Annotated in this window: 16 protein-coding genes; 3 read left to right on the top strand and 13 right to left on the bottom strand. The window is 72.7% G+C overall.

Annotated features, from left to right (window positions below; genetic code table 11):
• Nucleotides 1-8: 8 nt before the first annotated feature.
• A complete protein-coding gene (locus ACFV8T_RS04980; protein WP_385324614.1) occupies nt 9-1,037 on the bottom strand; it encodes a PhoH family protein in 1,029 nt (342 codons plus the stop codon).
• Between the two features lie 142 nt (nt 1,038-1,179).
• Nucleotides 1,180-2,304, bottom strand: a complete 1,125-nt coding sequence (locus tag ACFV8T_RS04975; protein ID WP_385324613.1) for a carbohydrate kinase family protein — start codon at nt 2,302-2,304, stop codon at nt 1,180-1,182.
• A 338-nt stretch (nt 2,305-2,642) separates the two neighbouring features.
• Here ACFV8T_RS04975 and ACFV8T_RS04970 point away from each other — a divergent pair, with 338 nt between their 5' ends.
• Entirely contained in the window at nt 2,643-3,998 is a 1,356-nt protein-coding gene (locus ACFV8T_RS04970) for an MFS transporter (protein WP_385324610.1), read from the top strand.
• Here the strand turns inward: ACFV8T_RS04970 and ACFV8T_RS04965 are convergent.
• The 9 genes from ACFV8T_RS04965 to hrcA form a co-directional block, all read right to left on the bottom strand.
• A complete protein-coding gene (locus ACFV8T_RS04965; protein WP_385324607.1) occupies nt 3,962-4,954 on the bottom strand; it encodes an adenosine deaminase in 993 nt (330 codons plus the stop codon). The genes ACFV8T_RS04970 and ACFV8T_RS04965 overlap by 37 nt on opposite strands.
• A 48-nt stretch (nt 4,955-5,002) precedes the next feature.
• Nucleotides 5,003-5,911: a ribonuclease Z gene (locus tag ACFV8T_RS04960; RefSeq protein ID WP_385324604.1), complete on the bottom strand. Its 909-nt coding sequence runs from the start codon at nt 5,909-5,911 to the stop codon at nt 5,003-5,005.
• 18 nt (nt 5,912-5,929) lie between these two features.
• Nucleotides 5,930-6,289, bottom strand: coding sequence for a histidine triad nucleotide-binding protein (locus ACFV8T_RS04955; protein WP_266419408.1), 360 nt, complete (start codon nt 6,287-6,289; stop codon nt 5,930-5,932).
• 217 nt (nt 6,290-6,506) lie between these two features.
• Complete coding sequence (locus tag ACFV8T_RS04950; RefSeq protein WP_385324601.1) at nt 6,507-9,743, bottom strand: S41 family peptidase; 3,237 nt, start codon at nt 9,741-9,743, stop codon at nt 6,507-6,509.
• 80 nt (nt 9,744-9,823) lie between these two features.
• A complete protein-coding gene (locus ACFV8T_RS04945; protein WP_385324599.1) occupies nt 9,824-10,309 on the bottom strand; it encodes a hypothetical protein in 486 nt (161 codons plus the stop codon).
• A 159-nt stretch (nt 10,310-10,468) separates the two neighbouring features.
• On the bottom strand, nt 10,469-11,215 hold the full coding sequence (locus ACFV8T_RS04940) for a 16S rRNA (uracil(1498)-N(3))-methyltransferase (RefSeq protein ID WP_385324596.1): 747 nt from the start codon (nt 11,213-11,215) through the stop codon (nt 10,469-10,471).
• Nucleotides 11,212-12,288, bottom strand: coding sequence for a nitronate monooxygenase (locus ACFV8T_RS04935; protein ID WP_385324594.1), 1,077 nt, complete (start codon nt 12,286-12,288; stop codon nt 11,212-11,214). The genes ACFV8T_RS04940 and ACFV8T_RS04935 overlap by 4 nt, the downstream gene beginning before the upstream one ends.
• Nucleotides 12,289-12,412: 124 nt before the next feature.
• Nucleotides 12,413-13,549, bottom strand: coding sequence for a molecular chaperone DnaJ (gene dnaJ, locus ACFV8T_RS04930; RefSeq protein WP_385324592.1), 1,137 nt, complete (start codon nt 13,547-13,549; stop codon nt 12,413-12,415).
• Complete coding sequence (gene hrcA, locus ACFV8T_RS04925; RefSeq protein WP_266419393.1) at nt 13,550-14,566, bottom strand: heat-inducible transcriptional repressor HrcA; 1,017 nt, start codon at nt 14,564-14,566, stop codon at nt 13,550-13,552.
• Nucleotides 14,567-14,764: 198 nt separating this feature from the next.
• Between hrcA and ACFV8T_RS04920 the strand changes: the two genes are divergently transcribed.
• Both ACFV8T_RS04920 and ACFV8T_RS04915 read left to right on the top strand, forming a co-directional pair.
• Nucleotides 14,765-15,487, top strand: coding sequence for an MBL fold metallo-hydrolase (locus ACFV8T_RS04920; RefSeq protein ID WP_385324589.1), 723 nt, complete (start codon nt 14,765-14,767; stop codon nt 15,485-15,487).
• A gap of 189 nt (nt 15,488-15,676) precedes the next feature.
• A complete protein-coding gene (locus ACFV8T_RS04915) occupies nt 15,677-16,498 on the top strand; it encodes a DUF3097 domain-containing protein (protein WP_385324586.1) in 822 nt (273 codons plus the stop codon).
• 36 nt (nt 16,499-16,534) lie between these two features.
• Here ACFV8T_RS04915 and hemW read toward each other — a convergent pair whose 3' ends face one another.
• Together hemW and ACFV8T_RS04905 are read right to left on the bottom strand one after the other, a co-directional pair.
• Complete coding sequence (hemW, locus tag ACFV8T_RS04910) at nt 16,535-17,773, bottom strand: radical SAM family heme chaperone HemW (RefSeq protein WP_385324584.1); 1,239 nt, start codon at nt 17,771-17,773, stop codon at nt 16,535-16,537.
• A 72-nt stretch (nt 17,774-17,845) separates the two neighbouring features.
• Nucleotides 17,846-19,771, bottom strand: a complete 1,926-nt coding sequence (locus tag ACFV8T_RS04905) for a SpoIIE family protein phosphatase (RefSeq protein WP_385324787.1) — start codon at nt 19,769-19,771, stop codon at nt 17,846-17,848.
• Between the last annotated feature and the right edge of the window lie 79 nt (nt 19,772-19,850).

The following is a 19,850-nucleotide window of genomic DNA, read 5'->3' as shown; positions in this document are numbered from 1 at the left end:
CGCTGCGACTACTTCCGTTTGTGGCTGTCTCGGTTGTCGTACTTCTCGTACGCGTCGACGATACGGCCGACGAGCTTGTGCCGGACGACATCCTGGGAGGTGAGCCGGGAGAAGTGCACGTCCTCGACGCCGTCCAGGATGTCCTGGACCTGGCGCAGACCGCTCTTGGTGCCGTTCGGCAGGTCGACCTGGGTGACGTCGCCGGTGATGACGATCTTCGAGTCGAAGCCGAGCCGGGTCAGGAACATCTTCATCTGCTCGGCGCTGGTGTTCTGCGCCTCGTCGAGAATGATGAACGCGTCGTTGAGCGTGCGGCCTCGCATGTACGCCAGCGGTGCCACCTCGATCGTGCCCGCCGCCATCAGCCGCGGGATCGAGTCGGGGTCGAGCATGTCGTGCAACGCGTCGTACAGCGGGCGCAGATACGGGTCGATCTTCTCGTAGAGCGTGCCGGGCAGGAAGCCGAGCCGCTCGCCCGCCTCGACCGCGGGCCGGGTCAGGATGATCCGGTTGACCTGCTTGGACTGCAGGGCCTGGACCGCCTTCGCCATGGCGAGATAGGTCTTGCCGGTACCGGCGGGACCGATGCCGAAGACGATCGTGTGCTTGTCGATCGCGTCGACGTACCGCTTCTGGTTGAGCGTCTTGGGGCGGATCGTGCGACCGCGGCTGGAGAGGATGTTCTGGGTGAGCACCTCGGCCGGTGTCTCCTCGCCGTCCCCCTCGCCGCTCTCCGTCGCCCTGAGCATGGCGATCGAGCGTTCCACTGCGTCCTCCGTCATCGGCTGACCGGTGCGGAGCACCAGCATCATCTCGTCGAACAGGCGCTGGATCAGGGCGACTTCCGTCGCGTCTCCGGCGGCGCTGATCTCGTTTCCCCGGACGTGGATGTCGGCCGCCGGGAAGGCCGTCTCGATCACGCGCAGCAAGGCGTCGCCCGATCCCAGGACGGTCACCATCGGGTGGCTGGCAGGGACGGTGAAGTGGGCTCGCGCCTGCCTCGGCGCAGGGGTCTGGGCTGTGGGTGTCTGAGTCATGGGCCGGCTCTGTGGCCTGCACATACCTCCCGTTGCAAGGTTCTCGCCGATCGACAACCTCTCGGATTACCAAGCCTACGACTCCGCACCGACAACACCGAGGCCTTTTTCGCACACGCTCACGAACGGGTGTGCGCGGTCGTCAGGCGGGGTGCCGGAAGCCGATCGTCGGGACCGCCCGGCGCAGCGGCCAGGGCCGGGCGGCGGCGGGCAGCAGCTCCTCCAGGAAGGCGTACCGCTGGAGCGCGGCCGGGTCCTGGTCGACGAAGGTGCGGACCTGCTGCCACCAGGCGGCGATCTCCGCCCAGCCCGGCGCGGACAGCGATCCGCCGAACTCCTGGACCGAGAGCGCCGCGGTCAGTCCGGCGAAGGCCAGCCGGTCGGCCAGCGGCCAGTCCGCCAGGGTGCCGGTGACGAAACCGGCGACGAAGACGTCGCCCGCGCCGGTGGGGTCGAGCGCCTCGACCTCGATCGCGGGCACCTCGGCGCTCGCCCCGGTCGCCGAGTCCACCGCGTACGCGCCCTCCGCGCCCAGGGTGACCACGGCGAGCGGCACGCGTTCGGCCAGGGCGTGGGCGGCGGCGCGCGGGCAGTCGGTGCGGGTGTAGCGCATGGCCTCCTCGGCGTTGGGGAGGAAGGCCTGGCAGTGCTCCAGGTCGGCGAGGGCGTCCAGGTCCCAGCGGCCGGTCTCGTCCCAGCCGACGTCGGCGAAGATCCGGGCGCCGTTCCGGGCCGCGGTGGCGACCCACGGTTCGGTGCGGCCGGGGGCGAGCGAGGCGACGGCGGCGCGGGCGCGGGGCGGGCAGCGCGGGAACGGCGGTTCCCCGGTCGGGACGGCGGTGCCGTGGGTGCCTTCGGGGCCGGGGGCCTCGTGGCCGTGCGAGACCATCGTCCGCTCGCCCTCGTACGCCATCGACACGGTCACCGGCGAGTGCCAGCCGGGGACGGTGTGCGACATGGACAGGTCGATGCCCTCGCCCTGCTCCAGGGCGTCCCAGCAGTACTCCCCGTAGTGGTCGTCGCCGAACGCCGCGGCCAGCGAGGTGTGCAGACCCAGTCTCGCCAGGGCGGTCGCCATGTTGGCGACGCCGCCGGGGCTGGAGCCCATGCCGCGCGCCCAGGACTCGGTGCCGCGCACCGGGGCGCTGTCCAGGCCGGTGAAGATGATGTCGAGGAAGACGGTGCCGGTGAGGAAGACATCGCAGTCCGGGTCCTGCGGGGCGCGCAGCCCGTCCAGAGGGTCGATACCTGGATTGTCCGTGCTCACCTTGCACTCCCCGGTCGTGGCAGATCTGGCCAGTGTGCCCGATTCGCCACCGTAACCGGAGTGCGCGCGCCGCCGGTCCGGGCGGGCTCGTTCCGGCGTCCCGCACAAAGACGCCGACCTGCGCAAACATGCGCTGCTACCCCCGCCGTCGGAGCACAAACATACATGTGACCCAGATCACAGTGGGGTGCCTTTCGGGCGACTGGCCGCGGTTGATACAAATTGGCCCGCGAGCCCCTTCGGCGACGGTTGCCGACGAGTGGCCCGACTTCCCCGTATTTCCCGCATTGCCCTCCCCTGCCTTCTCTGCCGTCTCCGGCATGTCTTCAGGAACGCCCATGTCCTCGCGCCCTCGCGCCGCGTGGCCCCTGGTCGCCGTGTTCACCGCCGGCTACCTCGCCGCCTATCTGCTCCCCACCATCGTCGGGCGGCTCTCCGTCTGTCTCGGCCTCAGTACGGCGCAGGCCGGCCTGGTCGGCAGTGCCCTCCTGCTCAGTTCGGCGACCGCCGGGTTCACGCTGGCGGGCCGGGTCGAGACCTACGGGCCGCGGCGGCCGGCCCGGATCGGCCTGGTACTGGCCATGGCGGGGTACGGCTGCGCCGCCCTGGCCGGGTCGGTGCCGCTGGTGGTCATGGGGGTGGTGATCGGCGGCTTCGGCTCCGGTACGGCGACCGCGGTGGCCGCCTCGGGCATCGCGGCCCAGCGCGATCCGCACCGGACCTCGTCGCTCGGGCTGCTCAGCGTCTCCGCCACGGCGGGCGCCCTCTATCTGACGATCCCGCACCTCGGCGGCGGCCACCGGCTGCCGTTCGCCTCGATCGCCCTGGTCGCCCTGCTCGTCTGGCCCGCCACCGCACGCCTCGGCGGCGTCACGCCCACCGGCCCCGCCGCCCAGGTCGCCGGCCGGCTGCCGCACCGCCGTTCCGGTCTGGTGCTCGCGGGTGGCATGCTCATCTGGTCCATGGCGCAGAACGCGCTGTGGGGCGTCAGCAGCCGGATCGGGGTGGTCCAGGTCGGACTCTCCGAGGTCACCATCGGAGCGGTGTTCGCCGCCGCGCTCGGCGCGGGTCTGCTCGGGGTGATGGGCGCCGGGATGCTGGGTGCGAGGCTCGGCCGGGCGGTGCCGATCGGTCTGGGCACCGTGATCATCGCGGCGAGCATCGTGCTCAGCTCGTCGGCGGGGAGCCTCGGTCGATTCGCGACCGGCGAGATCCTGTGGAACACCGTCTACCCGGTGGTCCTGTCGTATCTGATCGGCCTGGCCGCCTCCCTGGACGTACGCGGCCGCTGGGCGGTCCTCGCGGGTTCCGCATCCTCCGTCGGGGTGGCCTGCGGTCCGGTCCTCGGCAGCGTGCTGTCCGAGCAGGCCGGCTACCCGGTCATGGGCCTGATCCTGGGCGCCGTCACGCTCCTGGTCGCGGCCCCGGTCACGGCCGTCGCCCTGCACACCGGTGGCCGCCCGCTGGTGCCGGGATCGGTGCGCCGCAGGGGTGGCGCCCCGGCCGCACTGCTCGCCGTCACCACCGGAGCGGTGCCCGGCGCCGTACCCAAGCTGGGCGCGCCCGAGCAGGCCGTCACGGAGATCAGCCTGCCGGTGCGCCGCAGGCGCCCGGTCCGGAACGCGTTCCGGACGGCCGGCCCGGCGGGCGGGGCCGGTCAGTCGAACTCGTACGCCTCGACCTCGGACAGATAACGCGCCCTGCGCTCCTCGTCGTGGTCGAGGAAGGCCGCCTCGAAGGAGTTGCGGGCCAGCGTGCGCAGCTGCTCCTGGTCCAGGCCGAGCGCCTCGTGGACGGCGTGGAAGGTGTCCCCGACGTACCCGCCGAAGTAGGCGGGGTCGTCGGAGTTCACCGTGCAGAGCAGCCCGGCGGCCATCATGGCCCGCAGCGGGTGGTCCTCCAGGGTGTCGATGGCGCGCAGCCGTACGTTGGACAGCGGGCAGAGGGTGAGCGGCACCCGGTCCGCGACCAGCCGCTGCACCAGGTCCGGGTCCTCCATGCAGCGCAGCCCGTGGTCGATGCGCTCGACCCCGAGGACGTCCAGGGCCTCCCGGATGTACTCGGGCGGGCCCTCCTCGCCGGCGTGGGCGACCTTGCGCAGCCCGAGCGCCCCGGCCGCCTCGTACACCTCACGGAACTTGACGGGCGGGTGGCCGACCTCCGCCGAGTCGAGGCCGACCGCGCTGATCCGGTGCAGGTACGGCTTCGCCGCCTCCAGGGTCTCCAGCGCCGAATCGGCCGACTGGTCGCGCAGGAAGCACATGATCAGCTGGATGGAGATGCCGTGCTTCTCCTCGCTGCGGTCCAGCGCCCGGCCGAGCCCCTCGACGACGGTGCCGATCGGGACGCCCCGGGCGGTGTGCGCCTGCGGGTCGAAGAAGATCTCCGCGTGCCGGACGCCCTGCGCGGCGGCGCGGGCGAGATACGCGTCGGCGAGCTCCTCGAAGTCCTCCTCGGTCCGCAACACCGCCATCAGCGCGTAGTACAGGTCCAGGAAGCTCTGCAGGTCGTCGAAGAGGTAGGCGGTGCGGAGCTCCTCGGTGTCCGCGTACGGCAGCCGCACGCCGTTGCGCTCGGCGAGCGCGAAGGCCAGCTCGGGTTCGAGGGTGCCTTCGATGTGGAGGTGGAGTTCGGCCTTGGGGAGGTGCACGGGTTATTCACGCTCACAGACGGTGGTGCTGATGTGGTGCTGGTGTGTTCAGAGGTGCCGGTTGGGCACGGGGACCCGGCCGAGGTCCTGGGCGACGGTCAGTTCGCCCTCGAACCCCGCTGCGCGGGCCTGGGTCTCGAAGGCGGCCGGGTCGTCGTACCGCTGCGAGAAGTGCGTCAGCACCAGGTGCCGTACGCCCGCGTCCCGGGCCACCCGGGCCGCCTGTCCGGCGGTCAGATGGCCGTGGTCGGTGGCGAGCCGTTCGTCCTCGTCGAGGAAGGTCGACTCGATGACCAGCAGATCGCAGCCCTCGGCGAGCACGTGCACGCCGTCGCAGAGCCTCGTGTCCATGATGAACGCGAACCGCTGGCCGCGCCTGCGCTCGGAGACGTCGTCGAGCGTGACGCCGCCGAGGGCGCCCTCGCGCTGGATCCGGCCGACGTCCGGCCCCTTGATGCCGTGCTCGGCGAGCTTCGCGGGCAGCATCCGGCGCCCGTCGGGTTCGACGAGCCGGTAGCCGTACGACTCGACGGGGTGCGAGAGGCGGTGGGTGCTGAGCGTGTACGCGTCGGTGGTGGCGAGCACCCCGTCGGCGGCGACCGGGGCCTCGGTCAGCTCGACGGACTCGCGGTAGGCGGTGGCGTACCGCAGCCGCTCGAAGAAGTGCTGCCCGCTCGCCGGGTAGTGCGCGGTGACCGGGTGCGGGACCTGGTCGAGGTTGATCCGCTGGATCACCCCGGCCAGGCCCAGCGAGTGGTCGCCGTGGAAGTGCGTGACGCAGATCCGGTCGATGTCGTGCGCGGCGACGCCGGCCCGCAGCATCTGGCGCTGGGTGCCCTCACCGGGGTCGAAGAGGATGCCCTCGCCGTCCCAGCGCAGCAGATAGCCGTTGTGGTTGCGGTGCCTGGTCGGGACCTGGCTGGCGGTGCCGAGGACCACGAGTTCGCGTACGGACACGGTGTGCGATCGACCGTTCTAGCCGGGGGGCCACTGCAGTCCGCGGCCGCCCAGGACGTGGGCGTGTGCGTGGAAGACGGTCTGGCCGGCGCCGGAGCCGGTGTTGAAGACGACCCGGTAGCCGCTGTCCACGATCTTCTCGTCGGCGGCGACCTGCCCGGCCTCACGCAGTATGTCGGCGGCGATCGTCGGCTCGGCGGCGGCGAGCGCGGCGGCGTCCGGGTGGTGGACGCGCGGGATGACGAGTACGTGGGTGGGGGCCTGCGGGTTGATGTCCCGGAAGGCGACGGTGGTTTCGCTCTCGCGGACGATGGTTGCCGGGATCTCGCCCGAGACGATCTTGCAGAACAGGCAGTCGGGCTGCGGTTCTCCCGCCATGGGGCTGGCTCCTCGGGTCGATGGTGATCGTTGTACGGCATGGTATCGGGCCGCCTGCGGCGGGCCTTGCCCCCTGCCCGGAGCACCGTTCGGCCCCTCCGGCGACTGAGGAGCGGGGGTCCGGGGGCGGAGCCCCCGGACACGGGAAGGGGCGGGCAGGGGAACGAGCCCGCCGCAGGCGCACCGCACTTCCTGCCCGCGCCCCGCCCCACTCCTCCTACGCCTCCGGCAGCTCCGGCAACTCCGGCGCCCGCATGGCCGGCGTCTGCGCCAACGAATCCAGCGCGATCCGGATCGCCTCGTCCAACTGCGGATCCCGCCCCGCCACATGGTCCTGCGGTGTCATCACGACCTCGACATCGGGATCGACCCCGTGGTTCTCCACGCCCCAGCCGTAACCCTCGAACCAGAACGCGAACTTGGGCTGGGTGACCGACGTCCCGTCCACCAGCCGGTACCGGCTGTCGATGCCGACCACGCCGCCCCAGGTACGGGTACCGACGACCGGCCCGATGCGCAGCGCCTTGATCGCGGCGTTCACGACGTCGCCGTCCGAGCCGGAGAACTCGTTGGCCACGGCGACCACGGGGCCGCGCGGCGCGTCCTGCGGGTAGCTGAACGGCTGCATGCCGCGCGGCATGTCCCAGCCGACGACACGGCGGGCGAGCTTCTCCACGATCAGCTGCGAGGTGTGGCCGCCGCGGTTCTCCCGGACGTCCACGACCAGCCCCTCGCGGGCCACTTCGATCCGCAGGTCGCGGTGGAGCTGGGCCCAGCCCGAGCCGACCATGTCGGGGACGTGGAGGTAGCCGAGGCGTCCGCCGGACCGCTCGTGCACATGGGCCCGCCGGTCGGCGACCCACGCGTGGTAGCGCAGCGCCTCCTCGTCGGCGACCGGTACGACGACGACATGGCGGGGGTCGCCGCCGTCCACCGGTGAGATGGTCAGCTCGACCGGTTTGCCCGCCGATCCGGTGAGCAGCGGTCCGGGCCCGGTCACCGGGTCGACCGGGCTGCCGTCGACGGCGAGGATCGCGTCCCCGGCGCGTACCGCCACCCCGGGCGCGGCGAGCGGCGAGTGGGCCTCCGGGTCGGAGGTCTCGGACGGCAGGATCCGGTCGATGCGCCAACTGCCCTCTTCGGTACGGGAGATGTCCGCACCGAGCAGTCCCTGCCGGGCCGAGTCGTCCCGCCATCCGCCGGGCGGGTTCACATAGGCGTGCGAGGTGCCGAGCTCCCCCTGCACCTCCCACAGCAGGTCCATCAGGTCGTCGTGGGTGGCGACCCGGTCCAGCACCGGGCGGTAGCGGTCCAGGACCCCGTCCCAGTCGAGGCCGCCCATGTCGGGGCGCCAGAAGTTGTCCCGCATGATGCGCCCGGCCTCGTCGTACATCTGGCGCCATTCGGCGGCCGGTTCGAGGGTCCGCCGGATCCGGGAGAGGTCGACGGTGACGCTGTCGCCGTCGTGGTCGTCGTCGGCCGGGGCCCGGCTGTCGGACGGTACGACGCGCAGCTTGCCCCGGGTGTGCAGGACGACCCGCCTGCCGTCGCCGCTGACCGCGAAGCCCCTGACGTCCGAGGCGAGTTCCTCGCAGTGCAGCTTCTCCAGGTCGTACCGCTCCAGGACGGTCTCGGGCCGCCCGGAGTCGGGCGTGGCGCCGCTCGTCCCGAGCACCCCGGCCACCGGGTGGCTCAGCCACAGCAGCCCGTCCTTCGCGGCGCGCAGCGTGGAGTAGCTGGCGGCCTCGACGGGCAGCGGCAGGATCCGGTCGGCGAGCCCTTCGAGGTCGATCCGGGTGACGGGCAGCGCGGTCGGGTTGTCCTGATCGCCCTCGCCGCCGCTCTTCTCCTTCTCGGTCGGGCGGCCGTGGCGCTGCGGCCCGAACGGGGAGGGCGTGGCGGCGGCGAGCGTCAGCAGATGCGGGCGGCAGGTGCCGATGAACGCCAGGTCGAAGACATGGGCGTCGTAGACCGGGTCGAAGGACCGCTCGGAGAGGAACGCGAGGTGCTTGCCGTCGCCGGTGAACGCGGGGGCGAAGTCCCGGAAGCGCAGCGGGGTGGCCTCGGCGACCGACAGATCGGCGAGGTGCGCGAGCTTGAGCTGGCTGAGCGGCTCGGGCCCGGGGTGGGACCAGGCGAGCCAGGAGGAGTCGGGCGAGAAGACGAGGCCGGAGGCGTCGCCGTGCTCGCTGCGGTCCACCTCGTGGACCTCGCCGCTCTCCCGCTCGACGATCAGGACCCGCCCGTCGTGCGCGGCGACGGCGAACCGGCTGCCGTCGGGGGCCGGGGCGAGGTCGAGGACCCTGCCGATCCGACCCGCGGCGAGGCGGCGCGGTACGGCGCCGGGGGCGGTGCCGGTGGCGGGTGCGCACTCCAGGGCGTCGTCGCCCTCGGCGTCGGTGACCCAGACGACGTGCTGGTCGCCGTCGGCCTGGAAGGTACGGGGCAGTCTGGCCCGTACCCCCGGTTCGACGGCGAGCGCGCGGGCCGGGCCCTCGCGGTGGGTGACCCAGTGGACGGCGCCGCGCGTCCCGACGGCGCTGCCGCGGCCCGTGCGGTCCGGGGACGCGCAGTCGAGGTGGCTGCCGGCGTGCACGGAGTGCGGCTGGAGGTCGGTGCGCTGACCGCCGAGCCGGATGTCGAGGCGGCGGGGTCCGTCGCCTTCGAGGTCGTCCAGCAGCCAGAGTTCACCGGCCGACGCGTAGGCGACGCGGCTGCCGTCGGTGGTCGCGTGGCGGGCGTAGAAGCCCTCGATGCCGGTATGACGGCGCAGGTCGGAGCCGTCGGGGAGCGAGGAGTAGACCGCGCCGACGCCTTCGTGGTCGGAGAGGAAGGCGACGCGCTCCCCCACCCACATCGGGCACTCGATGTTCCCGTCGAGCTCCGCGTGGAGCCGTACGAACTCCGCCGGACCGTCCGCCGGGGACTCCTGCTCGATCCACAACTTGCCTGCGGTGCCGCCCCGGTAGCGCTTCCAGGCGGCGGCCTCGCGCCCCATGGTGACCGCGAGCAGCAGGACCCGGCCGCCGGGCCCGTACGCGACGGAACCGACCGGCCCGTACGGCAGGGTCCGTGCGGGTCCGCCGTCGACCGGGACGGCCCTGGCCCAGGTGCGCCGGAGCGATGCCTGCCCCTGGGCGCTGATGGCCAGCACCTCGCCCCCGGGCGTCCAGCCGTGGACGGCGGTCCGCGCGTCGCCCCAGTAGGTGAGCCGCCGGGAGGGGCCGCCGTCGGCAGGCGCGATGTGTACCTCGGGTGCCCCGTCCCGGGTGGACGTCCAGGCGACCCGGGTTCCGTCGGGCGATATCCGTGGATGGGTGACAGGCCGGTTGTCGGCACTGACGCGCCAGGCTCGGCCGCCGTCCAGCGGCGCCAGCCAGACATCGTCCTCGGCGGTGAAGGCGATCGAATCGCCCTGGACATGGGGGTATCGGAGGTAGGCAGGCTGCGTCACATCGATCACCCTAGGCCGCGACCATGCTGTGCGTAACCGGGTTGGCCGGAGTCCGACGGGCCGCCGCGCGCCGGACCGACTCACTTGCTCATGGGCGTTTCGGTCACCGTCACCGTGACGGTGACCGCCGGCCGGACGCCGGAACCGCCGCCGGCCGGCGGCGGTGGATTCCACCCGGCGGTCGAGGGGACGGCGTCGCAGTTGCCGAGCACATCCGCCCGGAAGACGGCCTTCCCGCCGGTCTTCGCGGTCAGGTCCCCCCGCACGCACCGCCCGCCGAGCTCCTGGGTGACCTTGCCGGTGAGGGTGATGGCCTCGCCCTTCGCGGACTTGCCGGTGCAGTCGACGTCCGCGATCCGGCGTGCGGACGCGGCGGGCGACGCGCCCACGGTCCGGTCCCCGTCGACTCCGGCGGTGCAGTTCAGCCATTGCACGTCGACCCCGTTGCGCTCCAGTGCGCCGGTGCCGACCCGGTCGGTGGTCACGGCGATGGATGCGGAGTTCAGCCCGCTGGCGGGCTCACAGGCGACGGCACCCGCGACCGCCGCGACCACGAGTGCGGACACGGCCAGAAAGCGCCGATCTCTTCCCTGACCCCATGCCCTTGATGTCCCCATACGGGCAGCTTCCCACCGTTCGCCCGTGCAGCGGTAGACGGCTTGCGGCCAAAACCGCGGGCGGCTCCGGCGCGTGCGACGGGGCGCGTAGCGGGCTCACGACGGGGCTCACGACCAGCGGCCGGTGCGCCCCAGCAGCAGTGCCGTCGCCGCCGTGCCCGCCGTCGAGGTGCGCAGGACGCTCGCCCCGAGCCGGCAGGTCCGGGCACCCGCCGCGGCGAAGACCGCCAGCTCGTCCGGCGACACACCGCCCTCGGGGCCGACGACCAGCACGATCTCGCCCTCGGCGGGGAGCCGGACGGTGGCCAGCGGCTCACTGTTGTGCCCCCGGTCCTCGTGCAGGACGGCGGCGAAGTCCGCCGTGGCGACGAGCGCGGCGACCTGTTTGGTCGTCATCACGTCGGCCACATCGGGGAAGCGCACCCGCCGGGACTGCTTGCCCGCCTCCCGGGCGGTGTTGCGCCACTTCGCCAGGGACTTGAGGCCGCGGTCGCCCTTCCACTGCGTGATGCAGCGCGCTGCCTGCCAGGGCACGACCGCGTCGACACCGGTCTCCGTCATCGTCTCCACGGCGACCTCGCCGCGGTCGCCCTTGGGCAGGGCCTGGACGACGGTGATGCGGGGAGCGGGCCGGGGCTCCTCCCGGATCCCGGTCAGATCGGTGACGACGAGCCGGTCCTTGCCCTCGGCGGCCAGGACGATGCCTTCCGTCCAGTGGCCGCGCCCGTCGGTGAGCACGACGTCCTCACCGGCGCGCAGCCGCTTCACCGACACGGCGTGCCGGCCCTCGGGCCCCTCCAGGACGAACTCGGGCCCGCCGGGGACCTGTTCGACGACGAAGACCGGTGCGGTCACTGCGTACTCCCTGTGCTCACTGCCGTCCGTGCGGCATCCAGTTCTTCGGCGAGCAGCCGGACCAGCCGGCCGGCCGGCAGCTCGCGTGCCATCCGGTGCCCCTGGCCCGCCCACAGGGCCATGCCCTGCGCGTCCCCGGCCTTCGCCGCCGCCTTGCGCAGTCCGGCGGTCAGATAGTGGACCTGCGGGTAGGCCGCGGGGGCGTACGGGCCGTGCTCGCGCATGAACCGGTTGACCAGGCCGCGGGCCGGGCGGCCGGAGAACGCCCGGGTCAGGGCGGTCCGTACGAACAGCGGGTTGGTCAGCGCCTGCTTGTGCAGCGGACTCGCCCCGGACTCGGGGCAGACGAGGAACGCCGTACCGAGCTGCGCCGCCTCCGCGCCCGCGGCGAGCACCGCGGCGATCTGGGACCCGCGCATCAGCCCGCCCGTGGCGACGATCGGTATCTGGACGGTCTCGCGGACCTGGGACACCAGCGAGAGCAGCCCGATCCCGGCGCCGTCGGCCTGTGGGTCGTCGCGGTGGGTGGACTGGTGGCCGCCCGCCTCGATGCCCTGGACGCAGACCGCGTCGGCGCCCGCCCACTGGGCGGTCTGGGCCTCCTCGGGCGTGGTGACCGTCACGACGGTGTACGTGCCGACGCCGGCGAACGCGTCGAGGGTGTCGCGGGTCGGGCAGCCGAAGGTGAACGAGACGGCCGGGACCGGGTCCTCCAGGAGGATCGCCAGTTTGGCGTCGTAGTTGTCGTCGCCGCCGCTGGCGTCCGGGTCGCCGAGCGGGGTCTCGTACCAGGCGGCCTCGCCCGCGAGCTGGTGCCGGTACACCTCGACGGCGCTCGGGTCGGCGAGCGCCGGCTGCGGCATGAAGAGATTGACGCCGAAGGGCTGACCGGTCAGCCCTCGCAGCTGTTTGATCTCGTTGTACATGCCGTCCGCCGTCTTGTACCCGGCGGCGAGAAAACCGAGCCCGCCCGCCTCAGAGACGGCGGCGACGAGCTGCGGGGAGGACGTGCCCCCCGCCATCGGGGCCTGCACGATCGGATACCGGCAGAGATCGGTCAACGCGGATGACATGACCGCATCGTGTCACGTCCCGCGCGGCCCGGTGTGTGCGGGACGGGGTCCGCTTTGTACTCAAACGCCGGACGGGCCCGTCGAGCGGGCCCGTCCGGCGTCCGGGAACGGTGTGCCGGGTCGGTCAGCGGCCGTTGAAGGCGTCCTTCAGCCGGGAGAACAGCCCCTGCTGGCCGGGCTGGAACTGGCCGGTGGGCCGCTCCTCGCCGCGCAGCTTCGCCAGGTCCCGCAGCAGTCGCTCCTGGTCCGGGTCCAGCTTCGTCGGGGTCATCACCTCGACGTGCACGATCAGATCGCCGCGCCCGCCGCCCCGCAGGTGCGTGATGCCGCGTCCGTGCAGCGGGACCGACTGGCCGGACTGGGTGCCCGGCCGGATGTCGACCTCCTCCAGGCCGTCGAGCGTCTCCAGCGGCACCTTGGTGCCGAGCGCGCCCGCCGTCATGGGGATGGTGACCGTGCAGTGCAGATCGTCGCCACGGCGCTGGAACACCGCGTGCGAGAGCTCGTGGATCTCCACGTACAGGTCGCCGGCCGGGCCGCCGCCGGGGCCGACCTCTCCCTCGCCCGCGAGCTGGATGCGGGTGCCGTTGTCGACGCCGGCGGGGATCTTCACGGTGAGCGTGCGGCGCGACCGGATGCGGCCGTCGCCGGCGCACTCCGGGCACGGGGTCGGCACGACCGTGCCGAAGCCCTGGCACTGCGGGCAGGGCCGCGAGGTCATGACCTGGCCGAGGAAGGACCGGGTGACCTGGGAGACCTCGCCGCGGCCGCGGCACATGTCACAGGTCTGGGCGGAGGTGCCGGGTGCGGCACCCTCGCCGCTGCAGGTCGTACAGACGACGGCCGTGTCGACCTGGATGTCCTTGGTGGTGCCGAACGCGGCCTCGGCGAGATCGATCTCCAGCCGGATCATCGCGTCCTGGCCGCGCCGGGTGCGCGAACGGGGTCCGCGCTGCGACGACGTACCGAAGAACGCGTCCATGATGTCGGAGAAGTTGCCGAAGCCGCCCTGTCCGAATCCGCCCGCGCCCGCGCCGCCGGAGGCGGACAGCGGGTCGCCGCCGAGGTCGTAGACCTGCTTCTTCTGCGGGTCCGACAGCACCTCGTAGGCGGCGTTGATCTCCTTGAACCGCTCCTGGGTCTTCGGATCGGGGTTGACATCCGGGTGCAGCTCGCGGGCGAGCCGACGGAATGCCTTCTTGATCTCGTCCTGGGATGCGTCGCGGCGTACGCCGAGTACGGCGTAGTAGTCCGTGGCCACTTACGACTCCGCCAGGATCTGTCCGACGTAACGTGCCACTGCGCGTACCGCTCCCATCGTTCCGGGGTAGTCCATGCGGGTCGGTCCGACCACGCCGAGTTTGGCGACTGCCTCGTCGCCCGAACCGTAGCCGACCGCGACGACGGACGTGGAGTTGAGCCCCTCGTGGGCGTTCTCGTGCCCGATACGTACGGTCATGCCCGAGTCCTTGGCCTCGCCGAGCAGCTTCAGCAGCACGACCTGCTCCTCCAGTGCCTCCAGCACCGGCCGGATCATCACAGGGAAGTCGTGCCCGAAGCGGGTGAGGTTGGAGGTGCCGCCGATCATCAGCCGCTCCTCCGTCTCCTCGACGAGGGTTTCGAGCAGGGTGGAGAGCACGGTGGACACGGTTCCCCGGTCCTCGCTCTCGAAGGATTCCGGCAGATCCTGCACCAGCTGCGGGACGTCCGCGAAACGGCGTCCGACGACCCGGCTGTTGAGCCGGGCCCGCAGATCGGCGAGAGAGGTCTCGCCGAACGGGGCGGGGCAGTCGATCATGCGCTGTTCGACCCGGCCGGTGTCCGTGATCAGCACGAGCATCAGCCGGGCGGCTGCCAGCGACAGCAGCTCCACATGCCGCACCGTCGACCGGGTCAGCGAGGGGTACTGCACGATGGCGACCTGCCGGGTCAGCTGCGCGAGCAGCCGTACGGTGCGGCCCACGACGTCGTCGAGGTCGACCGCGCCGTCGAGGAAATTGTGAATGGCGCGGCGCTCCGGCGACGAGAGGGGCTTGACCCCCGCGAGCCTGTCGACGAAGAGCCGGTAGCCCTTGTCCGTCGGGATGCGTCCGGCACTGGTGTGGGGCTGGGCGATGAAGCCCTCGTCCTCCAGCACCGCCATGTCGTTGCGGACGGTCGCCGGGGAGACCCCCAGCTTGTGCCGCTCGGTGAGCGCCTTGGAGCCGACGGGCTCCTCCGTGCCGACATAGTCCTGGACGATGGCGCGAAGCACTTCGAGTCTGCGTTCGCTGAGCATCGCGCACACCTCCAGCTGTGTTTCCTCGTGGTTCTCGGGTCGTTCCTGTTCCTGTGCCCAGGAATCCGCTTGGCACTCGGTCAACGCGAGTGCCAGCAACCCCCCGGCCAGTGTACGGCGGCCGAGTGGGGGCCTAGCAAGGGCGACCGGCCACGCTACCGCGAGACCGTGCAGGTCGTTTGCCGATAGCGTCCCGGTATGGATGCCTCTTGGGAAGAGTTCGGATGGGAGCGACTCGGTCACGGAGTGGGCCGGCGGCGCCTTCCCGGGTGGGACGCGACCGTCGCACTGGTGGTCGGAACGGACGGAGTGCTCCTCTACGACACCGGATCGACGCTCCGTGAGGGTGCCGAGGTGCGGTCCCAGGCCCAGGCTCTGCTCGGCCGGAGGGTGACGCATATCGCACTCAGCCATCCCCATTTCGACCACGTCCTGGGCACCGCCGCGTTCTCCGGCGCCGAGGTGTACGGGGCGGTCGGCATGGCGGAGCTGCTGGAGCGGGCGGCGGACGATTTGCACAGCTCGGCGGTGCGCCACGGAGTCGGCGAGCACGACGCGGCGGAGGCCGTCGGCGCGCTGGTGGTGCCGCGGCACCAGGTGTGCGGCGAGCGGACGCTCGATCTGGGCGGCGGGCGCGAGGTGCTGCTGGCCGACGTGGGCCCCGCACACAGCAGCCACGACCTCGTGGCGGTCGTCCCCGGCTCCCCCACGATCGTGCTCTGCGGCGACCTGGTCGAGGAGTCCGGCGAGCCGCAGGCGGGCCGGGACGCGTTCCCGTCCCGCTGGCCGGCCTCGCTGGACCGGCTGCTGGCGCTGGGCGGCGAGGACGCGGTGTACGTGCCGGGGCACGGGGCGGTGGTGAACGCGGCGTTCGTACGGGAACAGCGCGAACAACTGGCCGTACGCTTCGGCGTGTCGTGACGCTCAGGGCCTGCCCGGCGGATCATGCCCGGGGCGCGACGCCTGGCACGGCGCCTCGCGGCGTTGCCGAAACGTCCGGATGGCTCCGCTGTCAAGACGCTCCGGCGCCTTGCGATGCACCGCACCAGCCGCCGCGCCCTGTCCGACCCTGATCCGCCGGACAGGCCCCAGTCGTCCTATCGTCGTCCGATGCGCAGCTACCAGCCGGACCTGACCCCGCCGTGGAAGAGGTCCGCCCCCGTTCCCGAGGTCCCCGCCGAACCCGATCTGGTCGTGGAGGAGGTCGCCACCGGATTCTGCGGTGCGGTGATCCGCTGCGAAAAAACGGCCCAGGGTCCGACGGTGACCCTGGAGGACCGCTTCGGCAAGCACCGGGTGTTCCCGATGGAACCGCGGGGCTTCCTGCTGGAGGGCCGGGTGGTCACGCTCGTACGCCCCTCGGCCGCCGCTCCGGTGCGCCCCGCCCGTACGGCCTCGGGTTCGGTCGCGGTCCCCGGGGCGCGCGCCCGGGTCGCGCGGGCGGGACGGATCTATGTGGAGGGCCGGCACGACGCGGAGCTGGTCGAGCGGGTCTGGGGCGACGACCTGCGGATCGAGGGCGTGGTCGTCGAATACCTGGAGGGCATCGACGACCTCCCCGCCATCGTGCGCGAGTTCTCCCCCGGTCCGGACGCCAGGCTGGGCGTCCTGGTCGACCACCTGGTGCCCGGCTCCAAGGAGTCCCGGATCGCCGCTCAGGTCTCGGACGCGAACGTGCTGGTGGTCGGCCACCCCTACATCGACGTGTGGGAGGCCGTGAAGCCGTCCTCCGCGGGCATCACGGCCTGGCCGGTGGTCCCGCGCGGCCAGGACTGGAAGACGGGCGTGTGCCGCGCGCTCGGCTGGCCGGAGAACACCGGCGCGGCCTGGCAGCGGATCCTGGCCACGGTCCACTCGTACCGGGACCTGGAGCCGGCCCTGCTGGGTTCGGTGGAGCACCTGATCGACTTCGTGACGGCGCCGACGCAGTAGCCCGCCGGTCCACGCCCCCGGCCCCGGCCCCGGCCCTCAGTCCACCAGGTCCCGCACCACCGCGTCCGCCAGCAACCGCCCCCGCAACGTCAGCACCGCCCGCCCCCGCTCGTACGGGCCGGGCTCCAGGAGGCCGTCCGCCAGGGCGCGGCGGGAAGCGGCCAGCCCGGCCGTGGCCAGGATGCCGAGGGGACAGCCGTCCGCGAGCCGGAGCTCCAGCAGGATCCGCTCGACCCGCCGGTCCTCCTCGGAGAGGATCTCGCGTCCGGCCCCCGGCGACCGCCCCTCGGCCAGCGCCTGGGCGTACGCGCCCGGGTGCTTCACGTTCCACCAGCGCACCCCGCCGACATGGCTGTGCGCCCCGGGCCCGGCGCCCCACCAGTCGGCCCCGCGCCAGTACAGCTCGTTGTGCAGGCACCGGCCCTCGGGCGTACGGGCCCAGTTCGACACCTCGTACCAGGAGAAGCCCGCCGCGGCCATCGCCTCGTCCGCGATCAGATACCGGTCCGCGTGCGCGTCGTCGTCGGTCATCGGGATCTCGCCGCGCCGGATCCGCCGGGCCAGCTGGGTGCCCTCCTCGACGATCAGCGCGTACGCCGACACATGGTCCGGCCCGGCACCGATCGCCGCGTCCAGCGAGGCCCGCCAGTCGTCGTCGGACTCCCCCGGCGTGCCGTAGATCAGGTCGAGGTTGACGTGCTCGAAGCCCGCCTCGCGGGCCTCGGCGACACATGCCTCGGGCCGGCCCGGCGTATGCGTACGGTCCAGGATCTTCAGCACGTGCTGCCGGGCGCTCTGCATCCCGAACGAGATCCGGTTGAAGCCGCCCTCCCGCAGCTCGGCGAGATACGCCGGACCGACGGACTCCGGGTTGGCCTCGGTGGTGATCTCGGCGTCGTCCGCGAGCCCGAACTCTTCACGGATCGCCCCCAGCATCCGGACCAGGTCCGCGGCGGCCAGCAGCGTCGGCGTACCGCCGCCGACGAAGACGGTGCGGACCGGACGCGGATCGTCGCCGAGGACCTTGCGGGCCTGGCGGACCTCGCCGATCAGATGCTCGGCGTAGTTGTCCCGGGAGGCCAGCGCGCCGCCGGAGCCGCGCAGCTCGGTCGCGGTGTAGGTGTTGAAGTCGCAGTAGCCGCAGCGGGTCGCGCAGTACGGCACGTGCAGGTAGAAGCCGAGCGGCCGGTCGGCGCCTTCCAGGGCATGGCGGGGCAGCGCCCCGTCGTCGGGTACGGGTTCACCATCGGGCAGTACGGAAGGCATACCGCCCATTGTCGCTCGCCGCCGGGGAACCCCCGGCCACGGCCGTGATCACGGAGGCCGCCCGTCCCCGGACGCGGGGCCTCACCCGGCCTGGAGCACCAGCAGCGCCAGATCGTCGTCGGGCGGACGCTCGGCGAATTCGTGCACCGCCCGCTTGATCCGGTCCGCGATCCCGTCCGCCGACAGCCCGGTGCAGCCGGCCAGCGCCTGGGCCAGTCCGTCCCCGTCGTCGAACATCAGCGGCCCGCAGCGCCGCTCCGTCACTCCGTCCGTGACGCACAGCAGGCTGTCGCCGGGCGCCAGCTCGAAGCTCTCGCTCTCGTACGCGACGTCGTCGAAGATCCCGAGCAGGATCTGCGGCTCGGCGGCCGGGCGCACCTCGCCGTCGGGCCGCAGCAGCAGCGGCAGCGGGTGGCCGGCGCTGGCCAGGGTGCAGCGCACACCGCCGCCGGGCAGCGGTACGAGCTCCCCGTACAGCAGGGACAGGAAGCGGGACTGTCCGGTGTCCGCCGTCTGCTGGCCACCGGCGGCGGCCACCATGAGCGCCGCCGCCTCGGCGGCCTCCATCGCGTCGTCGAGGAGCAGCCGGTTGAGGCGGTCCAGGACCTCGCCGACACCGAAGCCCTCGCGGGCCAGCAGCCGCAGCCAGGGCCGGGCGAGGCCGGTGACGACGGCGGCCTCGGGCCCGCTGCCCTGCACATCGCCGAGCACGAAGCACCAGCGGTCGCCGGGGCACGGGAAGATGTCGTAGAAGTCGCCGCCGACGACTCCGTCGTCACTGGGTTCGTACACCAGCGAGCTGGAGACCCCGGGTATGTCGGCGACCTTGCCGGGCAGCAGCGCGCGCTGCAGGATGCGGCTGATGGTGGCCTGCCGGGTGTAGGCGCGGGCCGCGCCGACGGCGAGGCCGACCCGGCGTACGAAGTCCTCGATGAGCGCGGTCACTTCGTCGGGGACACGGGCGAGGCCCTCCCGGCCGAGGAGTACGGCGCCGAGTGTCCGGCCGCCCGAGGTGATCCGGTAGGCGAGGGCGGACGCGGCGCGCTCCTCGGCCTCCGCGCCCTCCTCCTCGCCGCCGGGCCACGGCATGGAGACGGGCCCGGTGCCGACCCGCTCGGGGAGCCGGATCGGGGCGTGCTCCAGCACGGTGCGCAGCTGTCCGGTCTCGGCCTCGTCCCGGTGCCAGACGCTGGCGAGCCGGGGGACGGCCGAGGGGCCGCCGTTCTCGGGCTCCAGCCAGATCGCGCACCAGTCGGCGAGTCTGGGCACCAGTAACTGTCCGGAGAGCGCCGCGACGATGTCCTCGTCGAGCTGACCGGCGAGCAGGTCGGATGCCTCGGCGAGGAACGAGAGCGCGCCGCGGCCGGCCCAGTCCGCGTCGTCGCGCAGCGCGCGCCGGGCGGTGGGGGCGAGCAGCTCGGCGGCGCGCAGCCCCTGCTGGAATTCGGGCTCGGCCGCCGGTTCCGGGAACGGGTTCCAGTCGTCCACGGGAAGCCGGGCCCAGACGGTCTTGAGGCCGGTGCGATAGGTGATGCCCCAGCGCTCGGAGAGGGTGCCGACGAGCTGGAGCCCGCGACCGTACTCGGCGGGCTCGTCGGGGCCGACGAGCCCGACGCCCTCCGCCGCTTCGGCAGCGCTTCCGGTCTCCGGGCGGTCGCTGCGCACGGCGCGGGCCGGATGGTGGTCCGAGACCTCCAGCACCAGGGCCGCGACCTCGTCCTCGGTGGCCTCCTCCAGCCGGGCGAGCACTTCCACGTTGGTCCCGGCGTGCACGACCGCGTTGGTGACCAGCTCGCTGACGACCACCTCCGCGTCCTCGGCCACGCGCTCGCTGAAGCCCACGGCCGCCGGCAGTCCGAGCCCGGTCCACTCGCCGAGCGCGGCCCGGACGAACCGGCGGGCGGCGGAGGGTGCGAGGAGGTTCCCGGGCAGGGACGTATGGGCGACCGGCCGCGCGTCCGCACGGCCTGCGGGAATACCGGGACGCTGAACGATGTCCCGCTGCAAGGGAATGGGCCCCACGGTGCAGCTCCTGCCTGTTCTCGCTCTGTCTGTTCTCGTTGCTGTCTGTCTGTTCTCGTTGGGC

It is taken from the genome of Streptomyces sp. NPDC059832, assembly GCF_042731715.1.
Lineage (GTDB): Bacteria > Actinomycetota > Actinomycetes > Streptomycetales > Streptomycetaceae > Streptomyces.
This window is presented reverse-complemented; position numbering and strand designations above follow the sequence as displayed.